General features: G+C 41.2%; 24 protein-coding genes. 5 read left to right on the forward strand and 19 right to left on the reverse strand.

Translation table 11 applies throughout. The annotated features are described in order from the left end of the window. Positions 1 to 7: 7 nt before the first annotated feature. The 9 genes from ACMUMQ_RS00395 to ACMUMQ_RS00435 all read right to left on the reverse strand — a co-directional run bounded on the left by ACMUMQ_RS00395 (position 8) and on the right by ACMUMQ_RS00435 (position 11253). Positions 8 to 1261, reverse strand: a complete 1254-nt coding sequence (locus tag ACMUMQ_RS00395; protein WP_414680081.1) for an NAD(P)/FAD-dependent oxidoreductase — start codon at positions 1259 to 1261, stop codon at positions 8 to 10. Beyond that, positions 1242 to 2087 carry an ABC transporter ATP-binding protein gene (locus tag ACMUMQ_RS00400; RefSeq protein WP_414680082.1) on the reverse strand — a complete coding sequence of 282 codons (846 nt, stop codon included), beginning with the start codon at positions 2085 to 2087 and terminating at the stop codon, positions 1242 to 1244. The genes ACMUMQ_RS00395 and ACMUMQ_RS00400 overlap by 20 nt, the downstream gene beginning before the upstream one ends. Before the next feature lie 34 nt (positions 2088 to 2121). Next, positions 2122 to 3093 carry an ABC transporter permease gene (locus ACMUMQ_RS00405; RefSeq protein ID WP_347983879.1) on the reverse strand — a complete coding sequence of 324 codons (972 nt, stop codon included), beginning with the start codon at positions 3091 to 3093 and terminating at the stop codon, positions 2122 to 2124. 65 nt (positions 3094 to 3158) lie between these two features. Continuing rightward, positions 3159 to 4568 (reverse strand): CmpA/NrtA family ABC transporter substrate-binding protein, encoded by a 1410-nt coding sequence (locus tag ACMUMQ_RS00410; protein ID WP_414680083.1) that lies wholly within the window; start codon positions 4566 to 4568, stop codon positions 3159 to 3161. A 326-nt stretch (positions 4569 to 4894) separates the two neighbouring features. After that, complete coding sequence (locus tag ACMUMQ_RS00415) at positions 4895 to 6085, reverse strand: CmpA/NrtA family ABC transporter substrate-binding protein (protein ID WP_414680084.1); 1191 nt, start codon at positions 6083 to 6085, stop codon at positions 4895 to 4897. After that, a complete protein-coding gene (locus ACMUMQ_RS00420; protein WP_414680085.1) occupies positions 6082 to 6687 on the reverse strand; it encodes an ANTAR domain-containing response regulator in 606 nt (201 codons plus the stop codon). Before ACMUMQ_RS00420 ends, ACMUMQ_RS00415 begins: the two co-directional genes overlap by 4 nt. A gap of 211 nt (positions 6688 to 6898) precedes the next feature. Continuing rightward, positions 6899 to 7519: a helix-turn-helix transcriptional regulator gene (locus ACMUMQ_RS00425; protein ID WP_414680086.1), complete on the reverse strand. Its 621-nt coding sequence runs from the start codon at positions 7517 to 7519 to the stop codon at positions 6899 to 6901. Between the two features lie 111 nt (positions 7520 to 7630). Beyond that, positions 7631 to 8962 carry an HlyD family type I secretion periplasmic adaptor subunit gene (locus ACMUMQ_RS00430; protein ID WP_414680087.1) on the reverse strand — a complete coding sequence of 444 codons (1332 nt, stop codon included), beginning with the start codon at positions 8960 to 8962 and terminating at the stop codon, positions 7631 to 7633. A 2-nt stretch (positions 8963 to 8964) separates the two neighbouring features. Then, the gene (locus tag ACMUMQ_RS00435) at positions 8965 to 11253 is read right to left on the reverse strand and encodes a type I secretion system permease/ATPase (protein ID WP_414680088.1); all 2289 of its coding nucleotides are present in this window, start codon (positions 11251 to 11253) and stop codon (positions 8965 to 8967) included. Positions 11254 to 11391: 138 nt separating this feature from the next. Here ACMUMQ_RS00435 and ACMUMQ_RS00440 point away from each other — a divergent pair, with 138 nt between their 5' ends. Further along, positions 11392 to 11751 carry a hypothetical protein gene (locus ACMUMQ_RS00440; protein ID WP_414680089.1) on the forward strand — a complete coding sequence of 120 codons (360 nt, stop codon included), beginning with the start codon at positions 11392 to 11394 and terminating at the stop codon, positions 11749 to 11751. A 29-nt stretch (positions 11752 to 11780) separates the two neighbouring features. Here the strand turns inward: ACMUMQ_RS00440 and ACMUMQ_RS00445 are convergent, their stop codons facing one another. The 5 genes from ACMUMQ_RS00445 to ACMUMQ_RS00465 are packed head-to-tail and all read right to left on the reverse strand — an operon-like array spanning position 11781 to position 16119. Next, positions 11781 to 13733 (reverse strand): bifunctional diguanylate cyclase/phosphodiesterase, encoded by a 1953-nt coding sequence (locus ACMUMQ_RS00445; protein WP_414680090.1) that lies wholly within the window; start codon positions 13731 to 13733, stop codon positions 11781 to 11783. Positions 13734 to 13743: 10 nt separating this feature from the next. After that, positions 13744 to 14433: a transglutaminase-like cysteine peptidase gene (locus tag ACMUMQ_RS00450; protein WP_414680091.1), complete on the reverse strand. Its 690-nt coding sequence runs from the start codon at positions 14431 to 14433 to the stop codon at positions 13744 to 13746. 7 nt (positions 14434 to 14440) lie between these two features. Next, entirely contained in the window at positions 14441 to 14734 is a 294-nt protein-coding gene (locus ACMUMQ_RS00455; RefSeq protein ID WP_414680092.1) for a DUF1244 domain-containing protein, read from the reverse strand. Positions 14735 to 14760: 26 nt separating this feature from the next. Then, positions 14761 to 15366: a tRNA-uridine aminocarboxypropyltransferase gene (locus ACMUMQ_RS00460; protein WP_414680093.1), complete on the reverse strand. Its 606-nt coding sequence runs from the start codon at positions 15364 to 15366 to the stop codon at positions 14761 to 14763. A gap of 27 nt (positions 15367 to 15393) precedes the next feature. Next, positions 15394 to 16119 (reverse strand): pyridoxine 5'-phosphate synthase, encoded by a 726-nt coding sequence (locus ACMUMQ_RS00465; protein ID WP_414680094.1) that lies wholly within the window; start codon positions 16117 to 16119, stop codon positions 15394 to 15396. Between the two features lie 146 nt (positions 16120 to 16265). Here ACMUMQ_RS00465 and ACMUMQ_RS00470 point away from each other — a divergent pair, with 146 nt between their 5' ends. From ACMUMQ_RS00470 to ACMUMQ_RS00480, 3 genes are all read left to right on the forward strand, one after another. Further along, the gene (locus ACMUMQ_RS00470; RefSeq protein WP_414680095.1) at positions 16266 to 16940 is read left to right on the forward strand and encodes a DNA-3-methyladenine glycosylase I; all 675 of its coding nucleotides are present in this window, start codon (positions 16266 to 16268) and stop codon (positions 16938 to 16940) included. A 37-nt stretch (positions 16941 to 16977) separates the two neighbouring features. Next, entirely contained in the window at positions 16978 to 17613 is a 636-nt protein-coding gene (locus ACMUMQ_RS00475) for a DsbA family oxidoreductase (protein WP_414680096.1), read from the forward strand. Between the two features lie 184 nt (positions 17614 to 17797). Further along, positions 17798 to 17992: a (2Fe-2S)-binding protein gene (locus ACMUMQ_RS00480; protein WP_317003421.1), complete on the forward strand. Its 195-nt coding sequence runs from the start codon at positions 17798 to 17800 to the stop codon at positions 17990 to 17992. A gap of 18 nt (positions 17993 to 18010) precedes the next feature. Here the strand turns inward: ACMUMQ_RS00480 and bfr (ACMUMQ_RS00485) are convergent, their stop codons facing one another. The 3 genes from bfr (ACMUMQ_RS00485) to parC all read right to left on the reverse strand — a co-directional run bounded on the left by bfr (ACMUMQ_RS00485) (position 18011) and on the right by parC (position 21391). Then, positions 18011 to 18475, reverse strand: coding sequence for a bacterioferritin (gene bfr / locus ACMUMQ_RS00485; protein WP_414680097.1), 465 nt, complete (start codon positions 18473 to 18475; stop codon positions 18011 to 18013). 11 nt (positions 18476 to 18486) lie between these two features. After that, a complete protein-coding gene (gene bfr / locus ACMUMQ_RS00490; RefSeq protein ID WP_347983862.1) occupies positions 18487 to 18960 on the reverse strand; it encodes a bacterioferritin in 474 nt (157 codons plus the stop codon). A gap of 133 nt (positions 18961 to 19093) precedes the next feature. Beyond that, a complete protein-coding gene (gene parC / locus ACMUMQ_RS00495; RefSeq protein ID WP_414680098.1) occupies positions 19094 to 21391 on the reverse strand; it encodes a DNA topoisomerase IV subunit A in 2298 nt (765 codons plus the stop codon). Positions 21392 to 21583: 192 nt separating this feature from the next. Between parC and ACMUMQ_RS00500 the strand changes: the two genes are divergently transcribed. After that, entirely contained in the window at positions 21584 to 22294 is a 711-nt protein-coding gene (locus ACMUMQ_RS00500; RefSeq protein ID WP_414680099.1) for a hypothetical protein, read from the forward strand. Here ACMUMQ_RS00500 and ACMUMQ_RS00505 read toward each other — a convergent pair. Both ACMUMQ_RS00505 and aguB read right to left on the reverse strand, forming a co-directional pair. Continuing rightward, on the reverse strand, positions 22280 to 23167 hold the full coding sequence (locus ACMUMQ_RS00505; RefSeq protein WP_414680100.1) for a GNAT family N-acetyltransferase: 888 nt from the start codon (positions 23165 to 23167) through the stop codon (positions 22280 to 22282). The two genes, ACMUMQ_RS00500 and ACMUMQ_RS00505, sit on opposite strands and share 15 nt — an antisense overlap. Before the next feature lie 345 nt (positions 23168 to 23512). Next, complete coding sequence (gene aguB, locus ACMUMQ_RS00510) at positions 23513 to 24391, reverse strand: N-carbamoylputrescine amidase (RefSeq protein ID WP_527195806.1); 879 nt, start codon at positions 24389 to 24391, stop codon at positions 23513 to 23515. Positions 24392 to 24423: the final 32 nt, after the last annotated feature.

Genomic DNA, 24423 nt, shown 5'->3' on the forward strand with positions numbered 1-24423 from the left:
CGCTTAATTAGGCAACTTTTGGGCAGCAATATGCTTCCCCAAACACCAGTAGTTCAAGCATGTCAGAGACATTAGTTTTGTTTTGAATTAGCTGGAAATACCAGCTCCCATCGGCAACGTTGCCATAAAGAATTGCCCCAACTAATACGCCATCGTTGACGATCAGTTTGCGGTAATGATTGGCTCCTACATCTTTAAAGAAGATGCACGAGTCTTCCGGATCGGCTTGAATCTTCCCGACTGAAAAAAGATTCACACCAGATACTTTTAATTTGGTTGGCGTTGGCTCAATTGAAAAGCTGGCGTCTTTGTCATTCAGCACACTGATTAGCACTTTTATCTGATCCCAAATAGGAGCTACCAGACCAAAAGTTTGCTGGTCAAATTCACAGCATTCGCCTAATGCAAAAACATCTCGATAGGACGTCTGCATTTTTTCATCCACTACAATCGCTTGATTAGTTTTTAAACCTGCCGACTTTGCCAAAGCTATTTCTGGTGAAATTCCTGCTGCCATAACAACTAAGTCAGCCGCCATTCGCTCACCATCCGCGCGCACAACCTGATTAACGAGACCGTTTTCTGATTGAATAAAAGAAGATGGCGATTCCCCCAGACGAAACTCAATTCCCATCTGCTCTAACCGGCTACGTAACAAAGCAGCAGATTCAGCGTCTAGCTGTCGGTTCAATAACCATTTTGAGCGATGAAAAACAGTCACTTTATGACCTCGCTTAACCAGTCCAACAGCCGCTTCTAATCCCAGCAAGCCGCCACCAATCACGCAAACAGACTGATTGTCTTGAAGGCTCGCCATAACGTTGACATCGCTCCAGGTACGAAAGCCCATCACATTTGACGCCTTCGCCCCATCGATAGGTAAGATTCTTGCTCGTGAACCTGTTGCCATAATCAATTTGTCATAGCCAATGGCTTTAGCGCTGGCCAAACAAACCACTTTCGCCTCAAGGTCAATGCTCTCAACCCCATCACCAGCAATAATAGACACACCTTCTTGCTGCATTTTTGCCGTGTCCACCAAAGACATTTCATGATCCGAGATGTCTTTGGCTAACAAGGAAGACAACATGATTCGGTTGTATCCAACCTGAGCTTCTTCACCAATCAAGGTAATAGAATAATTCGCATTTTTTTGCTGCATCAAATCAAACGCCAGCTTGCTGCCTGCCATTCCAGCACCAACAATAACAATGCGAACGCAGCCTGCCTGACGCATATTATTAAGCGCTCGCCGCTGCATTTGTGTCTGCTGTTTTTTTCGCTTTCGCAGCAGAAATAGGCTCAACTTTGCGCTGTTTTTCATATAGGAAAGTCAGCACTTGTGCACGGTAATCGACATATTTAGGGTCATTAGCCAATGCCAATCTGTCTCGTGGACGCTCTAAATCCACATGAAGAATTTCGCCTATGGTCGCCTCTGGACCATTAGTCATCATGACTATACGATCAGACAGTAAGACAGCTTCATCAACATCATGAGTAATCATAATGACGGTGTTATTTAGGTCTTTTTGAATTTCCATCAAAGAGTCTTGAAGATGTGCTCGCGTTAAAGCATCCAGTGCACCAAAAGGTTCATCCATTAATAGAACACTTGGCTCCATTGCCAACGCACGCGCAATACCTACACGCTGCTTCATACCGCCTGAAATTTCATCAGGGCGTTTGTCTGCTGCATGAGTCATATGCACAAGCTCTAGGTTGTGCATAATCCATTCATGCATTTCTTTTTTAGATTTTGTCTTCTTGAAAACCTGCTTAACCGCCAATTCAACATTTTGGTATGACGTCAACCAAGGCAACAATGAGTGGTTCTGGAAAACAACCGCACGCTCTGGGCCTGGGCCTTTTACCTCTTTTCCATCGAGTAAAATACCGCCTTCCGTTGCATCATAAAGACCGGCAACAATATTCAGAACAGTAGATTTACCACAACCAGAGTGACCAATCAGGGAAACAAATTCCCCTTTATTAATTTTTAAACTGACATTATCAAGCGCTTTGAACGAACCTTTTGGGGTTGGAAACTCGATAGAAACTTTACTGATATCCAAATGGGTTGACATATTTCTCTCCTACTTAGCCTTATCTAGTTAACCGTTAACGTAATACTTGTGTTTTATCCCAAGAGACAAAACGCTGAACTACAAGCATGGCTCGGTCTAATAAAAATCCGATAAAGCCAATCATCAACACCGCCACCATAATTCGCCCTAGCGAGTTTGAACTACCGTTTTGGAATTCATCCCAAACAAACTTACCTAAACCTGGGTTTTGAGCCAGCATCTCTGCTGCGATAAGAACCATCCAAGCAATACCTAAAGACAAACGAAGTCCGGTAAACATCAATGGGATAGCAGAAGGGATAACAATCTTGATGACATGAGTCATCCAATTCAGGCGCAATACTTTTGACACGTTTAACAAGTCTTTCTCTACCGCTGCCACACCAACGGCCGTGTTAATCAAAGTCGGCCACATGCAACATAACGTCACCGTAAACATAGAGGTTAGGAAAGATTTCGAAAACATTGGGTCGTCTGTAACATAGGTCGCACTCACAACCATGGTGACCAAAGGTAACCAGGCAAGCGGCGAAACCGGTTTGAATACTTGAATAACCGGATTAAGAGCACTGTAAACTGAACTATTAAGACCAATTAAAATACCAAGTGGAATGGCAATAAGACTCGCCAACCCAAAACCTGCCAATACGGTATAAAGGCTTGTAAATATTTGATCAAAAAAGGTTGGCTTACCTGTGTAATCTCTTAACTTACCCACATAGCTAGGATCTTTCGCTTGGCGCGCTTCTATACGTTTTTCTTGGCGCTCGTAAAACGCTTCTTCCTTAACTCGTTCGTTTTGATGTTCAGCCACAAGGCTATTCCATTGCTCGTATACAACAGATGGCCCAGGAAACTCCCCTAAAGAAGTATGAACTCGGCTTGCACCAACCTGCCACAACGAAATAAAAACCAAAATCCCAAAAAGAGGAAGCAACAAGCTTTTCAATGAAATGCTTTCTACTTTGTCTTTCAATGACGCTATGGATAAGCTCGGTATATTCATATTTCTCTCTCACTCTGTTTAACAAAATAAGACAGCCTGACTGACTGTCTTATTATTCGCTTTACTTATATTTGGTCGTCGCCTTTCAAACCAATTTCAAAGCTTTTCAAGTAATCATTTGGTTTTTTACCGTCATATGTAACACCATCGATAAAGTCACTTTGTGGCGCTTTGAAACCATCTTCTGTTTCAAAATCTGGAAACTCAGATGCCACCATCAAACCATCTTCGATCAAAGCATTCGCCGCTTGAGCATAAATGTCTGGACGGTACACTTCTTTCGCTACGTTCATGAACCATTCATCTGATTTAGGCTCTGCAATTTGTCCCCAACGACGCATTTGAGTCAGGTACCAGATCGCATCACTGTAGTAAGGGTAAGTTGCGTTATGACGGAAGAATACGTTGAAGTCAGGCACTTCGCGCTTGTCGCCTTTTTCATACTCAAACGTCCCTGTCATACTGTTAGCAATAACGTCGTAATCGGCACCGACATAATCACTACGAGACAAGATTTCTACTGCTTCAGGACGGTTAGCATTGTTATTTTCATCCAACCATTTCGCTGCACGGATCATGGCTTTTACAACACGAATGTGTGTATTTGGATACTCTTCTGCCCAATCACCACTCACACCAAATACTTTCTCTGGGTTGTTTTTCCAGATTTCGTAATCGGTAATAACTGGAACACCAATACCTTTAAATACTGCTTGCTGGTTCCAAGGTTCACCCACGCAGTAACCGTGAATGGTTCCAGCTTCCATTGTTGCTGGCATCTGCGGTGGCGGTGTTACTGACAACAAGGCATCTGCATCAATCTGACCACTTGTATCGCCTTTCGCTGGCGCATAGTAACCAGGGTGAATACCACCAGCTGCTAGCCAATAACGTAATTCATAGTTGTGAGTAGAGACAGGAAACACCATTCCCATTTTGAAAGGTTTGCCTTCTGCTTTATAACCATCGATAACAGGTTTTAGAGCACTGGCACTAATTGGGTGAACAGGCTTTCCATCAGGGCCATTTGGAATGTTCTTTTTCATCTCAGCCCAAACATCATTGGAAACTGTGATGCCGTTACCATTCAAATCCATACTGAAAGCCGTCACGATGTGAGCTTCGGTTCCGTAACCAATCGTCGCGCCCAAAGGCTGACCCGCCAACATATGAGCACCATCCAACTGACCATCAATCACTCGGTCTAATAGTACTTTCCAGTTTGCTTGTGCTTCTAACGTGACATACAAACCTTCATCTTCGAAATAGCCTTTTTCATATGCAATTGCTAATGGAGCCATATCGGTTAATTTAATAAAACCAAACTTCAGCTCTTCTTTTTCTGGGTAACCAAGCTCAGCATGAGCAACCCCAGACAAAAGTGCAGATCCAACCAATAAAGAAACACTGGCTTTCTTAGTTGAACGTACTAATTCCGGCAAAGATAAAACCGTTTTCAAAGATCTCATACTCATAACTATGCTCCACTTGAGAAACGTAAAAAAAACAAAAAAGGCGCATGCGAATCACAATTAATGTGTCCACAGGCGCCTTTGCCATTCATAAACAGCTCTACATTGAACTGCTAATAATGTGGGTGACAGTTAGGCATCGTTGCCAACTTCACCAAAATTTTATTAAAACTTGATATATAAATAGAAAGCACTTTATATGCCAAAAAACACAAACTATTGATACACAATGCTTTTTAAAGAATTAAAGCGAAAAACATGCAGCTTTTAATAAAAAAATCACTAAACCGTGCTCATTTCTTACGCACTACGCACCATAAAAAGACACGTTATTCACTAAAGCCTTTCAAAATACCTTCCGGGTGCAAAGAAACATTTCCTGTCGATACAGCTTCTAACCAATTGGACTCTGCTGAAGAGCTTAAACGCCAAGAATCATCTTTCTCTACATCAAGTCTTAACGCTTTATAATAAAGGTCTTTGCGATACACCTGCTCAGCCACTTCATTCAATGAAGGAACCTCTTCTAGTTGCTGCCAACGGTGCATTTGCGCCATCACCCACAACGCGTAATTTGGTAATGGCTTATTAATCTCACTTCCAGAAAAGCGCTGATAAGCCTCCATCGGCCAATCGAACTGACCTTTGGGCTTAATCGCACTAAAGCCGTAAACCAATTGTTCAACAGTACTGTTTAAATAATCCGGATGACTTAATATCTCTAATAGCTCGGTTTGATTTTCCGCTTGATCCACCCAAGCACATGCCTTTTCTAACGCTCTAATAATGGCTAAATGGGCTGATTCATTCTGCTCCGCCCACAAGGAATTTACACCAAACACTTTTTCCGGCGTACTTCCCCAAATTTCATAGCCTGTAACCAACATATGGCCTACGCCCTGTTCAACAGCAAGGCTATTCCAAGGCTCACCCACACAATAACCATCTATCTCACCAGACTTAAGTGCGTCGAGCATTTTTACTGGCGGCACAACAGTAATTTGTACATCTTCATCTGGATTAATGCCCACACGGCTCAACCAATCTCGTAATTGATAATTATGTGATGAATAAGGGTACACAATCGCAAAACGCAGAGGCGCATCTTGCCTATCTCGATTATCGATCAGTTTTTTGAGCGCCGCCCCCGTACGAATATCTGCAGCTGACCCAGAATAATGCTGAAGCTGATCATAAAGAGCATTACCAATGGTGATACCATTTCCGTTATGGCTTACAGTAAAGCTGGTTTGCATCGCTTTTTTGATGGTACCTATTCCTAACGTGGCTGCTATCGGCATAGAAGCCAACATATGAGCACCATCAAGTACATTAAACGCTACTTTGTCACGAATACTCGCCCAAGATGCCTCTTTAGAGAGCTCCACATCGACACTCTCCGAAGCGAAAAAGCCCTTCTCTTTTGCGATAACAAAAGGAGCGCAATCTATTAATGGAATAAATCCAATACGAACAGTCCCGTTATGCAAAGGTGTCGTATTCTCTTGTTTTTGACTCACTTTGCACCTCCCATGAGTTCCATTACCGATATAATGTTACGTGCGACATCTGTCATACGTTGGCTGCGGTCCATGGCTAACTTTCTTAATGCTTTGTAGGCGGCGGGTTCATCACATTGCTGATGTTTCATAATTAAACCTTTCGCTTTATCAATAAGTTTTCTGTCTTCTAATTGGCTTTTGACTGTTTCCAATTCCGACCTTAAGGCGTGAAATTCACGAAACCTCGCAATAGCAACTTGCAACAGTGCTTTGACACTTCCGCTATTAACACCATCAACTACATATGCACTGACACCAGCTCTGATGGCTGCCTCAACATGTCGAGAGTCATCTTCTTCGGCAAACATAACAATTGGGCGAGGATTATCTTGAGTAAGGCGAGACATATTTTCCAATATATCTCGATCAGGAGATTCAATATCAATAATAACCATATCAGGTTGATATTGATTAACGGCTTCCGTTAGGTTTTTGGCATTTTCAAGACGCCTAATGACACGATAGCCACTGTCTGTCATTGCTTGCTCTACAATGGCTGCTCGGGCAGGCTCATTATCAACAAGCATGACAGTTAACTCTTTCTCTGGGGGCGCAGACATAGTGCACTCTCTTAAAAAATATAAAAATATACTTTTATATACTGCAAGATATGCGCCATTTTAAAGCCTGAAAAGAAAGACAATATTTCATAAAATCCCTGTATTAACAGGGATATATAAAAAATAAAGGGAGAAATAGAAATCTAAAGAAAATAAAAGACCCAATTTGGTGCAGAGAGATTAAGCTAAAGTTCCAAATTGGGGTGCACTGTTATTGGTTTTGAGCCAGTAAAGCCAAGGCTAATCTGTCTTTTGTATTGGTTTTTTTGAAGATAGATGTCAAATGAGCTTTTACTGTTCGTTCTGTAATCCCCATCTCATTTGCTATATCTCTATTTGACAATCCTTGAGCAACTAATTGCGTCACACTTAACTCTCTATCAGATAGCCCCTCAAGCTCACTTTCATAAACAGCATTGACAGCAGACTGTGAAATCAATTGTTGAATGAAAGCTTTTCCACCCCAAATTTCTCCTGAATCAACAACCGACAAAACCAGAGACAATTGTTCTTCACCAATATAAGGAGCGCACTGACCACTAACACCAACAGAAAAAAGCCTTAATGCGGCCGCTTGGCTCGATTGATTAGGAAAAACAATGACTTTCTGATGTGGAAACTCTGCACGCAAAGCAACAACATCCTCTACATTTTTCGCAAACCCATCATCTGCTAAGTAAATAAAGCAATAATGAAAATCTGTGGATAGGCTTTGTAATGATCGACGAACTTCTTCTCCGCTTTTAACTCGAAATAAATCTACATTGGTATTAACTATTTGATTCCAATGTGTCCATACGGCGTCATCTGTATTCCAACATAATATTTTCAAAGCAGATCTCGTTGTGTTATCAGTTCCAACTAAAATGATTCTAACCAGTAGAAAGCATTGCCATTGTTAACATTTGTTACAGCTTAAGAATTACAAATTCTATTTTTGTAATTATCTTTCTCTAAGGGCGTTATTCTTGGCTTTCAATATTGGTTTCAATAGGTAATCAAGTAAGGTCTTCTTACCCGTAATAATGTCTACGGTAGATTGCATACCTGGAATAATAGAGAGTTTTGAATCATCGCTTCCTAAATAGTTTTTATCTGTTCTCACGCGAACAAGGTAAAAACTGTTTCCTTCTTCATCCAAAATTGTATCCGCACTGATGTTTTCAACCACACCATTTAAGCCACCAAAAATAGCGAAGTCATAAGCAGAAAGCTTAACAACCGCATTAAATCCAGGTTGAATGAAACCAATATTTTCTGGTCGAACCTTCGCCTCAATCAATAGAGAATCTTCAATTGGAACAATCTCCATCATATTGACGCCCGGCTTAATAACACCACCAACCGTATTGGTTTGGATTTGTTTTACAATCCCTTTAACTGGTGATCGTACCTGAGTTCTCGATACCTTATCCTCAAGTGATACAGTGTTTTCTCTTAATTGATCCAACTTGCTTCGTACACTAGTTAACTCTTCTTGTGCTTCCGTTCTAAACTGTGCATCACTTTCCGCTAATTTACTTTGTGCTTCTTTAAGTGCAGAACCCGCTCGAGGAATAGCCAACTCCGTTGCTTCTAAATCCCCTTTAAGCTGATTCACTTCCCTTTCAAGTTGAAGCAATTCCACTCTAGAAACGGCACCTTGCTCAAACGCAGGGCGAGTCAAATCTAACTCTTCCTTTGAAAAGGCATAACTTTGTCTTAAGTTGTCTAGCTTCGCTTGCAATTCAACTATTTCTTGTTTCTTTTGCTCTATTTGCTGCTGAAAACTCACCTGATTCGTTCGCAACGACTCTATTTTGTTCTTATATAAATCCAGTTCTCGCGTGACAACTAAGGGATATTGTTCTAACGCATCTTGGTCAAATTCTGGCTCAACACCATAAGATTCAGCTTGAAGTCGAGTTGCTCTAACCTGCAAGTTAATATATTCGGCTTGTCGTTCACGCAAAGTGGAGAGTGCTTCTGTATTCTCAATTGTCATCAAGATTTGGCCTTTTTCCACCACTTGGCCAACTTGTGCATTAATCTCTTTTAGAATACCACCTTCAAGGTTTTGGATTTGCTGTACTTGGCTCGAAGGAATAACCGTACCCTCCCCTACCGTCACTTCATCCAATGAGGTGTAATTCGCCCAAACAAGCGCAACTGCGATAAAGATAAAGATAACCCAGAGAATAATGCGCCCACCTCTAGGGGTTCTAAGCATAAGAGCCGCATTACGGTCTGTTAAATACTCTAAGTCATTTTGAGATATTTGATTTTTGTTACTCATTATTAACTAACCTTCAACTTGCCTTGACGGAGCGCTTCATGCACTTGTGCTTTTGGACCATCCGCAATGAGTCGACCATTGTCCATAACAATAATGCGATCAACCATATCCAGCATAGAGGCTTTGTGTGTAATCAAAATAAGAGTCTTGTCCTTTACCGTTTCCATTAAACGACGCTTCATTCGTGACTCTGTCGTATTATCCATTGAGGCAGTTGGCTCATCTAAAATCAAAATCGGCGGATCAAACAAAAGTGCTCGAGCAATCGCAATACTTTGCCTTTGGCCCCCAGAAAGCAATGCACCACGCTCACCAACGATGCTGTCTAGTCCGCTTGGCTTACGGTTAGCGAACTCGGAAACACCTGATAAATCGGACGCTCGAATGATGGCATCGTCTTCCATATATGGAACACCCATCACAATATTGTCTTTAATTGAGCCATAGAATAGATTGACGTCTTGAGAAACAGAGCCAATGTTGCGACGCAAATCTGTTGGGTTTACTTGTCGAATATCTACACCATCAATACGTATTGCTCCACTGCTTGGTGTATACAAGCCAGTCATCAACTTACCTAATGTGGATTTACCCGAACCAATACGCCCAATAATCGCGACCTTTTCACCTTGTCGGATATTAATATTAACGTCCGTAACCGCAGCTTGCTCTTGGTCAGGGTAAGAAAAATTAATGGCTTCAAACTGGAAGTCACCCTTAAATACTGGACGATGGACAAACTTAACATCATCTGGGTTTTCTACCGGTGAAGACATAATTTCATTCAATGAACTGAAAGCAGATTTCGCCTGATTGTAACGCGTTGCCAAGCTCGCCACTTGCGCCATAGGGCCAAGCGCCCGTCCAGTTAACATAACGGAAGCAACTAGCGCCCCCATACTCATTAGGCCTTCTGAAATCTGGTAAACCCCAACAATAACAATAATGACTGTGGTCAATTGCTGGGCAACCATGGCAAATGCGGAGCAAGACTGAGACAACTGACGAGTTTTCACTCCCCAATCAGCAATGTTACCGACAGCGTTTTCCCATTGAGTCTGGAAAACCCCCTCGGCATTATTCAGCTTTACACTCTCTGCGTTATAAAGACTTTCAATAAGAACCGCATTCTTTTGTGATGCCGTTTTCTGACTTTCTTCTATTGAGCGACGTAGTGGAATTTGAACAATCAAGCTATACAAGATAATCAGAGCAATGGTGATGATTGGAATGTAGCCCACAGGGCCACCGATCAACCAAATCACACCAATGATCAAAAACATAAAAGGAATATCAACCAAAGTAGTAATGGACGCCGATGTGATAAAGTCACGAATGCTTTCAAATTCTTGGAGGTTCTTTGCAAAAGCACCAACAGACTTAGGCCGCGAGGCCATCGTGATATTACTCACCCGAGAAAAGATAGAAGCCGATATAAGAATATCTGATTTTTTTCCTGCAATATCAATAAAGTAGGATCGCAAACTACGCAACAAGAAGTCAAATAGATAAACTACGGAAGCACCAATTGCCAAAACCCAAAGAGTGTCAAACGCATTATTTGGTACAACTCGATCATAAACGTTCATGACGAACAGCGGGCTAGCCACAGCAAAAATATTAATGAGCAGAGAGGCAATAAACACATCTCGATATATGCGCCAAGAGCCTGCAATAGTTCCCCAGAACCAATGTCCTTTTTTACGCTCAGTTTCATCAGCTTTTGTCGAACGCTTGTCGAATTGATACAAAGGACGAACAAAAAAGCTATAACCAGTAAAAGAAGACTCCAGTTCCTCTAAAGAAAGGGTCACCTCACCTTCACCAGATTCTGGACGAAAAATTTTTGCCGTTTTCTTAGCTCGATCAATTTCCAATAAAACACAAGCCTGCTTATCTTTTAAAAGCAGGACAGCTGGCAAAACCATGTCTGGGATTTTGTTTAAAGGTCGTTTAACAAAACGAGTACTGATGCCGATACGCTTTGCCGCACGCTGAAACAGTTCAGGCGTCATTGCGTTATCAGTAATAGGTAATCCAGCGGCAATACTGTCTGCCGTATAAGGGTTATGGAAATATTTACTTAGTAAAACCAAACAATCCAAAAGCGGGTTTGGGTATTCCAAAGAAGCACTCTGCATATCCCATTGATCTGCAGCTTTTGCTAACTCTTCTTGATCTGGCGTCGTCTTTTGCGTTTCGCCTTGCTCATTCATGACTTTATCTTTTTCATAAGAATCATTTCCTACAGGTGACGAAGAGTTCTGTTCTGGTTGATCAGAGTCAGACATACTCTATATTCTCCTAAACTACCGAAAGTCTTATTTACAAACCAATCTATAATGTATCTGTCTAGAATAGTGTTTATTAAGTAATATAGAAAGCTCACCAAGGCATGAAATACAAATTTACACACTGAGGACACAATAATGCTATACGCAAAAGTGAACGATGAAGGCGTTATCATTGACGTTTCAGCATCTCAAACGGATGAATATCACCTACTGGTCGCTCCAAATGAGCCAACCGTTGCGGCGATATTAGAAAAGAAATTCACCTCAGAAAACACCAGCACCCAACAAATATTAGCCAATTCTGATAACGATATGATGCGTATCATCGAGGATTTAATTGACCTCTTAACGGAAAAGCGCCTTATCCAATTTACCGAACTTCCTCTGGCTGCCCAGAAAAAAATATTGGGTAGAAAATGGGTTCGCCGTGTTCACAATGGTGATGATGACCTAATGATTGAAACTCAAAATACTGACGGAGACTCTTTGATATAAAAAGAGCCTCCAAGACAACAGATTAGCGGTTACATTTCTTGAGTTCGGCCGACGCAATAGCCTTGAGCTCCAGCAACATCAAAACGAGCCAATGCTTTCAATTGCTTGTCATGCTCTACACCTGTTGCAATGACATCAATATTCAAGCTACTAAACACCTTACATAAAGTGTGCATGAAGAAGGATTCAGACTCTTTACCCGCTGCCATACGTGTATAAGAAGAATCAATTTTCACATAATCTGGCATCAACATTTGCAAATATTGGAACGCAGAAATTTGCTTTCCAACATTATCAATACCAAACACAACATTATGCTTTTTCAATAGATCGGCTAACACTTGGGTCTGCGACTCTTCAGCCAAAACACTTTGCTCCGATATTTCAAAGATCAATTTGTTCTTAACACCCTCTTCTGTCTGACTTAGCACTTTATCCAACCACGAAATAAATTCTGGTTTAGCATAGGATGAAGCAGACAAATTAATGGCCAAAGGCTTCTCTAGATTTCTAGATTTAATAAAGTCAATCACCCGCTCAATAATAACTCGGTCTAGCTGATCACATAGATCAAACTGATTCGCCAAGCCAATAAAATACCCAGCGTGATAATTCTTTCCTTCATATTCCAACCCAATAAAGACTTCTTCATGAAGTACCTCAGGGGTTGATTGATTGATTGAAGCTACTTTTTGCTTTTTAAGACTAAAAGAACGATGAAGTATTGTATTCTCAATAATTCCCTTCCATTTCGTCCTATTGATGGCCACACTTTGAGCCCCCTGAAGCCCTAAGACTTTGGCAGTGTTAATCCCTTGTCGCTTGGCTTCACGTAACGCCTCATCCGCCTGAGACATAGCATTAGATCGATCCACACTCCCATCGATAATAACCGCACCAATATTAGCAACAGACTCAGAATAACTGATCTCTGCGGTATGAAGCTCCATCAACTCGCCCATGATTTCAGACACGATCAGCTCAAGCTGACTACGCCCAAAATTAGGGATTAGCAAGACAAAATCTGCACCAGATAAGCGAGCCAAAGTGGCAAAGCTAGATACTGTCGATACCTTTTTAGACAATATCTCAGCCGCAGATTGAATGAAAAGGTCTGCTGACTCATACCCTTGTTCATTATTAAGTTTTGCCAAATCAGCAAGACTAATCAGTGCTAACGCATCAAACCCGCGTTCCCGTTCAGAAAAGTGCGATTTCATTTGGCTCTCAAAAAAGTGCCTGTTACCTAACCCACTCACAGGATCTTTAAAGGCTTTAGATTGCAACCACTGGGCCGTTTCCACTTCAGCAGCAAACTCTTTTTCTAACTTTTCAGCCATTCTGTTCATAGAAAGAACGACAGACCTAAGCTCACGGGTTTTGGGCACATTAAGCATTTTTACAAAACGCCTTTGCTGTATCGCTTCGGCTTGTTTTTCTAGCTCAACCAAAGGCTTAAATAAATAGCGTAGAGCAATACTTCCCAACACAAGCGTTATGGAACCTATGATAAAGAAAGAAATCAGCAAATCTCGAGTGGCTAGCCAAAGCTGATGGTATCCATAACCAGCACTGCCTGTAATATAAACCTGACCTAATTCACTCCAGCCGTTTGAAATAACTGCTTTCGCAACAGGCACTCTGAAATCAATCAGCTTCACAAACCAAGTAGGAACACCATCAACAGTGACCGAATTTGAACGAGCAATATTTCTGTCACCATCGTAAACATGTATCCGTACTTCAGAAAAGTAGCCGCTATCAAACACAGCATTGATACTACTTTCCACTGAGGCGTAGTCTTCAAAAGCCATAAAATCAGAAACAGACATACTCAATGACGTGGCTGAATCTTGTGTTGTCGATTCCAGCTGCCCGATCAAATAGCCCTTTGTTGTATTGAAGTTAATGCCCATAACAACCACAAGCATTAATGAAAAGATGGCTATAATCGTCATCATTAACTGGCGGAACAGCGTCATCTAGGTTCTCCTAATTGGTAATCGTATTAAGTCGATCATTTAAATCTGTCCACAAGCTCAATCGTGATGAGCCCCCTACTAGCACACCACGCCCTTTTTCTTTAGATAACCATAAGTTTTCAGCATTAAAGGAATAGATAGGTAATAAATCATTACGTCTGGACGCAGGTTTCAATTCTTTATCGATATTATCTAACAAGACAGGAATGGAAGTCGGTTTATGATAATAAGCAAGTACCATATGATGCTGATTCAAGGTTAAAGCTTTAACATAAACCAAACGCAACTGCTCGTCAGGCACGCCCAACTCACGAAGAGTAAAGTATTTTGCAATTGTGAAGTCTTCACAGTCGCCAGCCTGCATACCTAGAAACTCAATCGGTGTTGCCCAATAATCTTCTTTTGCCCATAAAATATCATCATCAACAAATTCCATCTGATTGAAGAAGTTATTTACCTTAGTTAACTTCTCAACAACAGAAAGAGATCGACTCTCTTCAATAAGCCGACGCCAAGCTAGAACGCGTTTCTCTGCATTAGGGCCATATACGAGCCCAGCTTGTTTGGCTAATTTTTGGTATTTGCTTGAAACGTCAGCGTACAACCACCACTGCGGTACAAGAAAGACGATCAGAAGTACCAAAACAAAACGATTTGCACCTCTAAAAAAGCCAAAAAACGAACCCAATCGTTTTCTCACTTTATCATTACTTTTTAGACTGAAACTTTGCATCAAATGCGGCTAACTGTTCAGGTGTTGCTTTTGGCTGATACTTTGCTTTCCAGTCGTCATAAGGCTCACCATAAACATATTCACGAGCTGCATCATAATCTATAGATACGCCTCGCTGCTCTGCTTCCGCCATGTACCATTTACTTAAACAGTTACGGCAGAAGCCTGCTAAATTCATTAAATCAATATTCTGAACAGATTTATTATCATCTAAATGCTTCAAAAGACGACGAAGTACAGCGGCTTCAATTTCTGTTTGATTATTCATGCATTCAATCTCTTTATTTAAAATCATTAATGCCCATTGTTATGGCGATGTTCCGCAGGCTGCTTTCGCCACTGCCAATCTTGCGAAACAACCATGAAGTCACGTAAAGGCTGCATATTCGCTTCCGTGATTTGCTCAACGATATAAGCACAGGCTTCTAAAGTAGAAACTGATACGTCATTAGGCGACTTACGAATAGCATATTTTCCTTCTGGCGGCTGTGAAAATGATATCGCTCTAAAGCTATTTAACAATGGCTCGGTGAGATACATCTTCTTGGCTTTTCGCCATGTTGCATCCAGTAAAATCACGCCTTCAATTTGCGCCAAGTCATCTCGACTCATAGATTCAACAGCGACAGCGTCGTCACAAGGAAATACCAATCGCCACTTACTTGCTTCTAATTCAGACAAACTAGCTTCTAGGAGGTTCCGATCATCGATAGAAATACATTCTACTGATGACAATCCCAATCGCAGTAATGCAACCGTATTCTTAGCATGTTTAGCTTCTTTAGGGTCCTGCATAACCAACACTTTTAATGTAGTTTCCAGTTTAGGAATCCATCGGCAAACACACTGCTCAACTAAAAAAAGGCAACCATGACAACGAGCTCGCTTATCTACCTTCATGACCCAGAGCAACCTAATTCATATAGGTTAGACGAGTTTTTCAAGATACGCTTTAACCACATTGTCCCAACCAAGATCCAATGCTTCGACGGTTAACGCATGCCCAATTGAAACTTCCATAATTCGACCAGGTTCACATAACGCCTGAACATTATTTAAATCCAAATCATGCCCTGCATTAACGGCTAAACCAACGTCTAAAGCAGCTTGCGCTGTGTTTTGGTAATTTTCAAGAATCTCTTCAAAACCCGTTGTACCAAATGCATTGGCATATTCTTCGGTATATAACTCAACGCGGTCTGCACCAATTTCTTTTGCTAACGCCATGTTCTCAGGGTCAGGATCCATAAACAAAACAACTCGAATCCCTTTTGCTTTTAGCTTAGCAATCACTGGGCGCAAAGCATCTTGATCACGAGCAATATTCCATCCGTGATCGGATGTCAGTTGGTTTGGATCATCAGGAACCAGCGTACATTGGTCTGGCTCAACTTCCAAAACCACTTCTAAAAACTTCGCATCAGGGAAGCCTTCAATATTTAGCTCTGCACCAGGAAAACGCTTGAGTAGTTCTTTTATGTCATACGCATCTTGATAAGTTGCATGGCGCTGGTCCGGTCTTGGGTGAATCGTAATACCGAATGCGCCTAACTTAAGAGTACGCTCCGCCATATCCACCATATTTGGGTAATCTCTTCCTCGAGAATTACGGAGCAAGCCAATTTTATTCAGATTTACGCTTAAATGTGTCATTCCACTTATCTCGGTTAGGTCATTTGCGAGCATTATAAGACAAATCAACCATTTCAATCACTAAAATACCAAACAAGATAATCCCTTCATCCATCCTATAAAGGAAGGCTTATGTTAAACTGCGCCTAACAAAATAGGAGTCCAAGATGCAATACGAACTCTTTCAATCGATTTATGACCGTGCAGCGCTGCGACATGGTGGACCAAAACACCTTGAACAAAGGCTTGCTCGTCCATTAAGTTCAGCAGAATTAGAGCAACATACAGACGACAGATGGCTAGCGGCTTTTTCACAAAAAGTTTTCCAATCTGGCATCAGTTGGCAAGTGGTACGAAATAAATGGCCAGGCTTTGAAGAGGTGTTCTTTCAATTCGACATTGAAAAAATGCTTCTAATTCATGATGAGATGTGGGAAGAAAAAGCCAAAGACACTCGAATCATAAGACACCTTGGCAAAGTTATGACCATTAGAGAAAACGCTTTAATGATCAGTGACTGCCAAGTAAAACATGGTTCTTTTGCTCGCTTTATTGCAGATTGGCCTAGTGACAATATTATTGGCTTGTGGGCTTATCTAAAGAAACATGGCGCTCGCCTAGGCGGAAATACTGGCCCTTATACATTGCGAGCAATGGGTAAGGATTCGTTCTTACTCACTAAAGATGTTGAAGGCTATCTGCGCTTGAATGAAATCGTTAGCACTGGAAGGGATACTCAATCCGCCTTAAAAGCCACTCAAGAAGCGTTTAATCATTGGCACAAAGAAAGTGGTCGTTCTTATACAGAAATCAGCCAGTGCATCGCTTTAAGCGTTAACTAACAACTTATTATTTATTAGAAATCATGCAGGAGAAGACATGGCCGATCTACGCATCGACATAATTTCAGATGTAATATGCCCTTGGTGTTACTTAGGCTATTCACGCCTCAAACAAGCCATCGAGCAATTAGGTGATGATTATCGTATCGACATCCGCTGGCAGCCTTTTGAATTACACCCAGATATGCCGATAGAAGGCGCAGATCGTGATACTTACCTTGGGGAAAAATTTGGCAGCCCAGAAAAGCTTAATGAAGCGACTCATGCCCTGCAACAAGTTGGCATTGAGGCAGGCATTCAATTTAACTTTTCAGAAAAAGATCGAGTGCCAAACACCAAACTAGCACATCAATTTGTACTTGCGGCCACAAAAGCAAATTTAGCAACACCTTTTGTTCTTGCTTTATTTCACGCTTATTTTACCGACGGCAAAGACATAGGATTACAAAGCGTGCTTAAAGACACAGCACTGAGTGTCGGTATGCAAGAAGTAGATGTTGAATACGCTTTAAGCGAAAAAGCCAAAACCATTACAGAAAAGAAGCTCACACATTTACGTGGCTTAGAAATCAATTCAGCTCCAACATATGTCATTAATGATAAATACATGATTCATGGCGCCCATGATCCAGAATCATTCTTAAAAGTGCTTACGGACATTGCCCAAAAGTAGCAATAAATAACCCCCTTCTCTTTGTCTCTCAATGGATAGGATTAAGTCTTTTTACTTTCTCCTATCAACTCTCTTTATAAAAACTATTAAATACCCAAAATAGATAAATTTATATCTGTTGATAATCATTCACATTAAAAATAGAATTAAATTATAGAAATATTAGTGCGAGTGATTTTCATTTATGTACGTTTGTATATGCAACAAAGTATCAGACAAAGACATTAAAGCCTCTATACAAGAAGGGGCGACTACTATGCGTGCCCTGTATAAAGAGCACAACATAGGTAGTCAATGCGGAAAGTGCTGCCAATGCGCGAAACAAGTCCTCAATAGTGAATTGATAAAAATCGCTGACAGTCAATACCAGGTCGCTTAGCAATAAGCGAACAGCTGCTTACATTTGTGATTGTAAGTAGTTTTCAATCCCAGACACTTCAATCAAGTGCTGCTGAGTTTCTAACCAATCAATCTGTTCTTCCTGCTCTTCTAGAATTTTTTCCAATGCATCTCGGCTCATGAAATCGAGTTTTTTCTCACATAGATCAATAGCGTCTTTCAATGCTGGCAGTGTGTCCTGCTCAAAATCCATATTCGCGGAAATCATTTCTTCACAATTCTCACCAATACGAAGACGACCAAGATCTTGAAGGTTTGGCAAACCCTCTAAAAACAAAACACGCTCGATCAAGCGATCGGCATTTTTCATCTTCTGGATAGAGGTTTTATAATCCGCTTTATCAAGCGCACTAAAACCAAAGTCTTTAAACATGCGTGCATGAAGAAAATATTGGTTAATTCCAACCAATTCATTAGCCAATACTTTATTAAGACTGGCGATAACCTCGCGATCTCCTTTCATAAAGAATCCCCTTAGTTACCCATTTGTGATTGATAGTAGTTTTGCATGCCGATTTTTTCCATTAGACCAAGCTGTTGCTCTAACCAATAAACATGATCTTCTTCAGTATCAAACAGTAGTTTTTCAAGCGTTTCACGAGTTTGGTAATCCCCTTCAGACTCACAAATAGCAATAGCACTACGCACGCTGCTAACTACTTCTAACTCAAGAGTCAGATCATTACTCATCATAGACTTAACGTCTGTACCAATTAGCAAATCACGACGCTTTGTCATGCAAGGCACGCCTTCCAAAAACAATATACGCTTAATTAGCCAGTCAGAGTGTTGAGTTTCTTCTTCCATCTCATGGTTCAGACGCTCATATAATTTGTTTAGACCCCAATCATCATACATACGCGAATGAATAAAATATTGGTCGATCGCAGCTAACTCATTGGCCAACAATGCGTTTAAGCTGTCGATTACTTTTTGACTACCTTTCATTTTCATTTCCTCTACTTACTTGCTCACAAACCTGCTTTATCTAGAACACATACATCTCTAGTCAGCATTCTCTCAAATCATCATTGCGACCTAACGGGTAAGTTTATGACCACAACGATGATTTAGCCATTATTTAAAATAAATCTTGCGCTGGAGCATCATCAGACTTAGCTAATTTACCTTCTCCGGCCTTCACCTCAAGGCTATCTATACGCTGGAAACCTCTAGGAAGTTTCAAACCTCTTCGTCCACGTTCTCCAATATATTCTTCTAAGTCTTTTTGAACGAAGGACATAAAGCGTTTGCCAGCATAAGCCGTCAAAAGGTCATTAGGCTGAATACACGCCATAGCAACCATGAGTTCTTCTCTGTCAGCAGCACGGGCAGTAGGAATACTAATCATTTTATTCCCTTTACCTTTTGCCATCTTCGGTAAAGACGCGATATCAAAAGCCAGCATACGACCTTCGTTTGTTACCGCAACCACTCGACCTTGCTCAGGGTCTTGAACAAGTACTGGCGTCATAACTTGCGCAGAATTTGGCAAACTTAACGTTGCTTTGCCGGCTTTGTTTTTAGCAAAAAGATCTTTTAATTGAGCGACAAAGCCATAACCAGCATCACTTGCAATCAAGTAGTGCGCATCTTCATGATCCAGAACAGCTGACACAATCGTCGCGTCTTTCTCTAATGAAATCCGTCCTGTAATCGGCTCACCTTGACCTCTGGCAGAAGGTAAAGTATGCGCCTTAATCGAGTAGGTTCGACCGTTGGAAGCAAGCAAGACTAGCGTCTGATTTGAGCGACCTTTCGTACTGATTAAGAACTCATCACCAGACTTGTAACTTAAGCCCTGCACATCAATATCATGACCTTTCGCAGCACGTATCCAACCTTGTTTTGAAATTACAACGGTAATTGGGTCATTCGATAGAAGATCTTCTTCGCTGAAGGCTTGGGCTTCTTTTCTCGCCACAATAGGCGTTCGACGCTCATCACCAAACGCATCAATGGCTTCTTGGATTTCATCAGAAATAAGCTTTTTCAATTTACGATCAGAAGATAATAAGCCCTCTAATTGCTTACGCTCTTTTTCCAATTCATCTTGCTCGCCTTTGATTCTCATCTCTTCAAGTTTGGCAAGATGACGAAGTTTCAACTCAAGAATGGATTCAGCTTGAAGGTCACTTAACCCGAACCGGTTCATCAACTCAACTTTCGGCTTTTCTTCTGTTCGGATGATTTCAATCACTTCATCGATATTCAGATAGGCAATTAACAAGCCCTCCAAAATATGCAAACGATTTAATACTTTATCCAAACGGAACTGAAGTCGACGACGAACCACATCAATACGGAAACGCAGCCACTCTGACAAGAAGTTCTTTAGCGGTTTAACCTGAGGTAGACCATCCAAACCAATGACATTCATATTGACGCGGTAGGATTTCTCCAAATCAGTTGTCGCAAATAAATGAGTCATCACCGAGTCAACATCAACACGATTGGATTTAGGTACAATAACTAAACGTGTTGGGTTTTCATGGTCTGATTCATCTCGTAGATCCACGACCATAGGAAGCTTTTTCGCCTGCATTTGCGCGGCAATTTGCTCTAGGATTTTGCTACCCGAAACCTGATGTGGCAGTTCATTAACAACAATTTCACCCTCTTCCAAGGTGAAACGAGCACGCGCTTTGATCTGACCTTTGCCTGTCTCATAAAGCTTCACGATATCCGCTTTAGGAGTAATAATTTCACCACCAGTTGGGAAATCCGGCCCTTGAACATAGTTCAATAACTCGTCTAAATCCGCATTAGGATTATTCAAAAGGTGAATACAAGCGCCACCAACCTCACGTAAGTTATGTGGCGGAATATCTGTCGCCATACCAACAGCAATACCTGTCGTGCCGTTAAGCAATAAATTAGGAAGTCGAGAAGGCAATACAGAAGGCTCTTGTAGAGTGCCATCAAAGTTTGGCACCCAATCCACTGTCCCTTGGCTTACTTCTTTAAGCAGTACATCTGCATATTTAGAAAGGCGGGATTCGGTGTAACGCATAGCAGCGAAGGATTTAGGGTCATCTGGTGCGCCCCAGTTACCTTGACCATCCACTAATGGATAGCGGTATGAAAAAGGCTGCGCCATTAAAACCATGGCTTCATAACAAGCACTGTCGCCATGCGGGTGAAACTTACCCAGTACATCACCGACTGTACGAGCCGACTTTTTATACTTGGCACTGGATTTTAACCCCAGCTCGCTCATCGCGTAGACAATACGTCTCTGCACTGGTTTTAAGCCGTCACCGATATGAGGTAAGGCTCGGTCTAAAATAACGTACATGGAATAATTCAAGTACGCTTTTTCTGTATAGTCTTTTAATGAAAGGGTTTCATTTGACTCGAAATTTGACAACTCACTCAAGGAACCTTTCCTTCTACAAACGTTTACATGTGCCTATTATCACACATGAATATTCCACAAACTATGATGATGGGCTCAACTATAAAGAAACTCATCAATGCTCCGCAATACTCTGCACAAGATTAGCATGGAAAGTCCCTTATTCTCATGCTTCAATAGGCTAGATGATGAAAAAGAGCCATACTATCAAATATGACTAATCAAAATATGTTTTACCCAATACATTACAGCCTAGACAAATCATCGAGTCAGCGAATCATTATTCACCAACAAGATGACTTATGTATTACTCATGAACACCTTTTTCAAGATGGCACTCCAACTCGCTTCTATCAAAACCAAGTGGATACATTTTGCTTCATCATTCAAGGCGAAGTTTTTTTACAGAAAGGCAAACAAGAAACGAGCGTAAAAAAGCATCAGGGGATTTGGCTAGACGCTCACAATCTGAGTACAGTAACGCTACTAACACCAAAAGTTGAGCTTTGTTTTATCCACTTCAATAAAGCCAAAAACAAAGAAGCTAAGCCATTAGAAAAAGTGTCTTCAGGTACGGTGGAATCAGAATCAGGACGAAATCACATTAAGGTTTGGCCATTATGGCAAGGAGAATCAGGCAGTATTTCCCTTGAGCTTTACCCTGCTCATTACCATGAAACACTTTATTATCAAAAAATCGCAACACAATATATTCTGCCGCTTAGTGGAACGGCTTATATAGCAAATAACACAAAAGAGCACCAAGCATGCGATAGCTTAGGAAAGGTCTTACTGAAAAAAGAACCAAGAGCCATATCAAACCCGAACACTGATAGCATCATTGTTCTATTAGTAACCACGTCACACACTAAAGGGCGCGTTTTACTCCTTACCAAAAAGGCAAAAAACTCAACGCAAGACTAAAGCCGTCAAAATATGGTCTTCCCAAACGTCATTAATCTTCAAATAATCTCGTGCAACACCCTCTTTTTCAAACCCCATTTTCTTTAAAACGGCAGCACTTCTATTATTTCTAGGCATATAGCTGGCTTGTATACGCTCAATATTTAACTCTTTCTGCAAATAGTCTATTCCAGCCTTCAGGGTCTCATGCATAACCCCCTTACCTTGCTCACCTTGCCGCAAGCTATAACCTAAATTACAGCCTTGAAAAACGCCACGAACAATATTCGAGTAATTTGTATAAGCCAGCATTTTATCTTCATTGGGTGAAAGCAAACAAAGCGCAACGCCTTTGTCTTCCAAGAAATCTCTTCTCATTTCTCGCACACGTAGCAAGCAGGTTTCCAACGAGTAATAGCTTTCACTCCGAGCAGGCTCCCATGGCTCATGAAAGTCCTTTTCATCAATAATGTATTGATGCAGAAGAGCAACTTGTGACTCATCAAGAATTTTTAACACACCATGTGGGGTCTCGATCCTTGGAAAACGCGTATTATACAAATTTTGATCTGTCGCTTTGAAAGGCATATCACTTAACACTTCAGACAACTTCAACGAATATTCTTCATACCAAAAACTTTCCCCCAAAGACAAGACTCTGCGGTGCATATCGTGCTGAAGCCAGGCTTCGGCACTTTCTTTAGTTTGCCAATAAGTCACTACAAAGCCAATTTCTCCACCGCCAACTTCTCCACCGAGGCAACCAGGTTGCTCTGCTGCTAAAGCAATCATCTTATCAATCATTATTCGATGAATAAGATCATCAAGAATTAAACGACTCGATAGAGTGATTGCAAAATAGGGCAATTTTTTTGGGGAACTAAATACGCTCATTCAGACTCTATAAAAATATGAATATTAAATAAATGTTAAGGGTATAAATTATATCGGCCCCTATCGAAATTTAAGACTATAGTTAATTAACCTCTACGGACCGATCTAACATGGCGAACACATTTAACCAGAAGATCCAACATATAAGAGCCCAACATTCGCCTTATATGTCCGCCAAACTCTCGTACAGGCCCTACGAAATTAAATGATTTATCCCGTACGAATAGATCGCCCTTATTGAGACTCCCCCTAATCAATAAGGATATGGAAAGCTTTATGCCCGTTTTGTTTCTTGAACGGGCATTTTTTTGTCTCGTTGCTTTTAGAGCTAAAGCAAACAGGGCTTTACTTCTCCCAAGTAGAACCTGCTCCAGAAGTGATCGCTTTATACTGATCAGGACGTCGATCTCGAAACAAACCGAAGGACTGGCGCGCCTTACGAATAAAGTCTAAATCGTATTCAGAATACAGAATGGTACTCTCATCTCTATCAGCAACGCATTTCATTGCGCCCATTTCATCTGTCATAAAAGATGAACCATAAAACTGTATAAAGCTATTCTCTCCGTTTTCACGCCCTACTCGATTCGCCGCGATCACAGGCACCATGTTTGCTGCTGCATGCCCTTGCATCGTTCTCTGCCAATGATCCTTAGAATCCCATTCTGGGTAAGGTGGCTCAGACCCAATCGCGGTTGGGTAAAAAATAAGTTCTGCACCTTTTAAAGCCAGTTCTCGTGCTAGCTCAGGAAACCACTGATCCCAACAAATACCACAACCGATACGTCCAAATTTTGTATCCCAAACTTTAATGCCCGTATTGCCAGGCGTGAAATAGTACTTTTCTTGATAACCTGGGCCATCTGGAATGTGAGTCTTACGATATAGATCAAGCACTTCACCGTCAGCATCAATCACCACAAGAGAGTTGTAAAATACATTTCCATCTCGCTCAAAGAAGCTAATAGGCAAAACCACACCCAACTCTTTCGCAAGTGCGCTCATGGTTTGAATCGCCAAACAGTCATTCACAGGTTGCGCCCAGTCAAAGTATTCTGGCTTTTGATCAATGCAAAAATACGGCCCCATGAAAAGCTCTTGTAAAAGTACAATATTGGCCTGATTCGCCGCTGCTTCTTTCACTTGCGCAACAGCATTATCTAAATTTGCCTGAAAATCAGTACCAACTGACATTTGAACGCAGGCTACTTTCACATTTCTCATCAATCAATCCTTCCAAAATGGTTATTAAATCA

The sequence above is a fragment of the Marinomonas algae genome, assembly GCF_047525555.1.
Taxonomy (GTDB): domain Bacteria; phylum Pseudomonadota; class Gammaproteobacteria; order Pseudomonadales; family Marinomonadaceae; genus Marinomonas.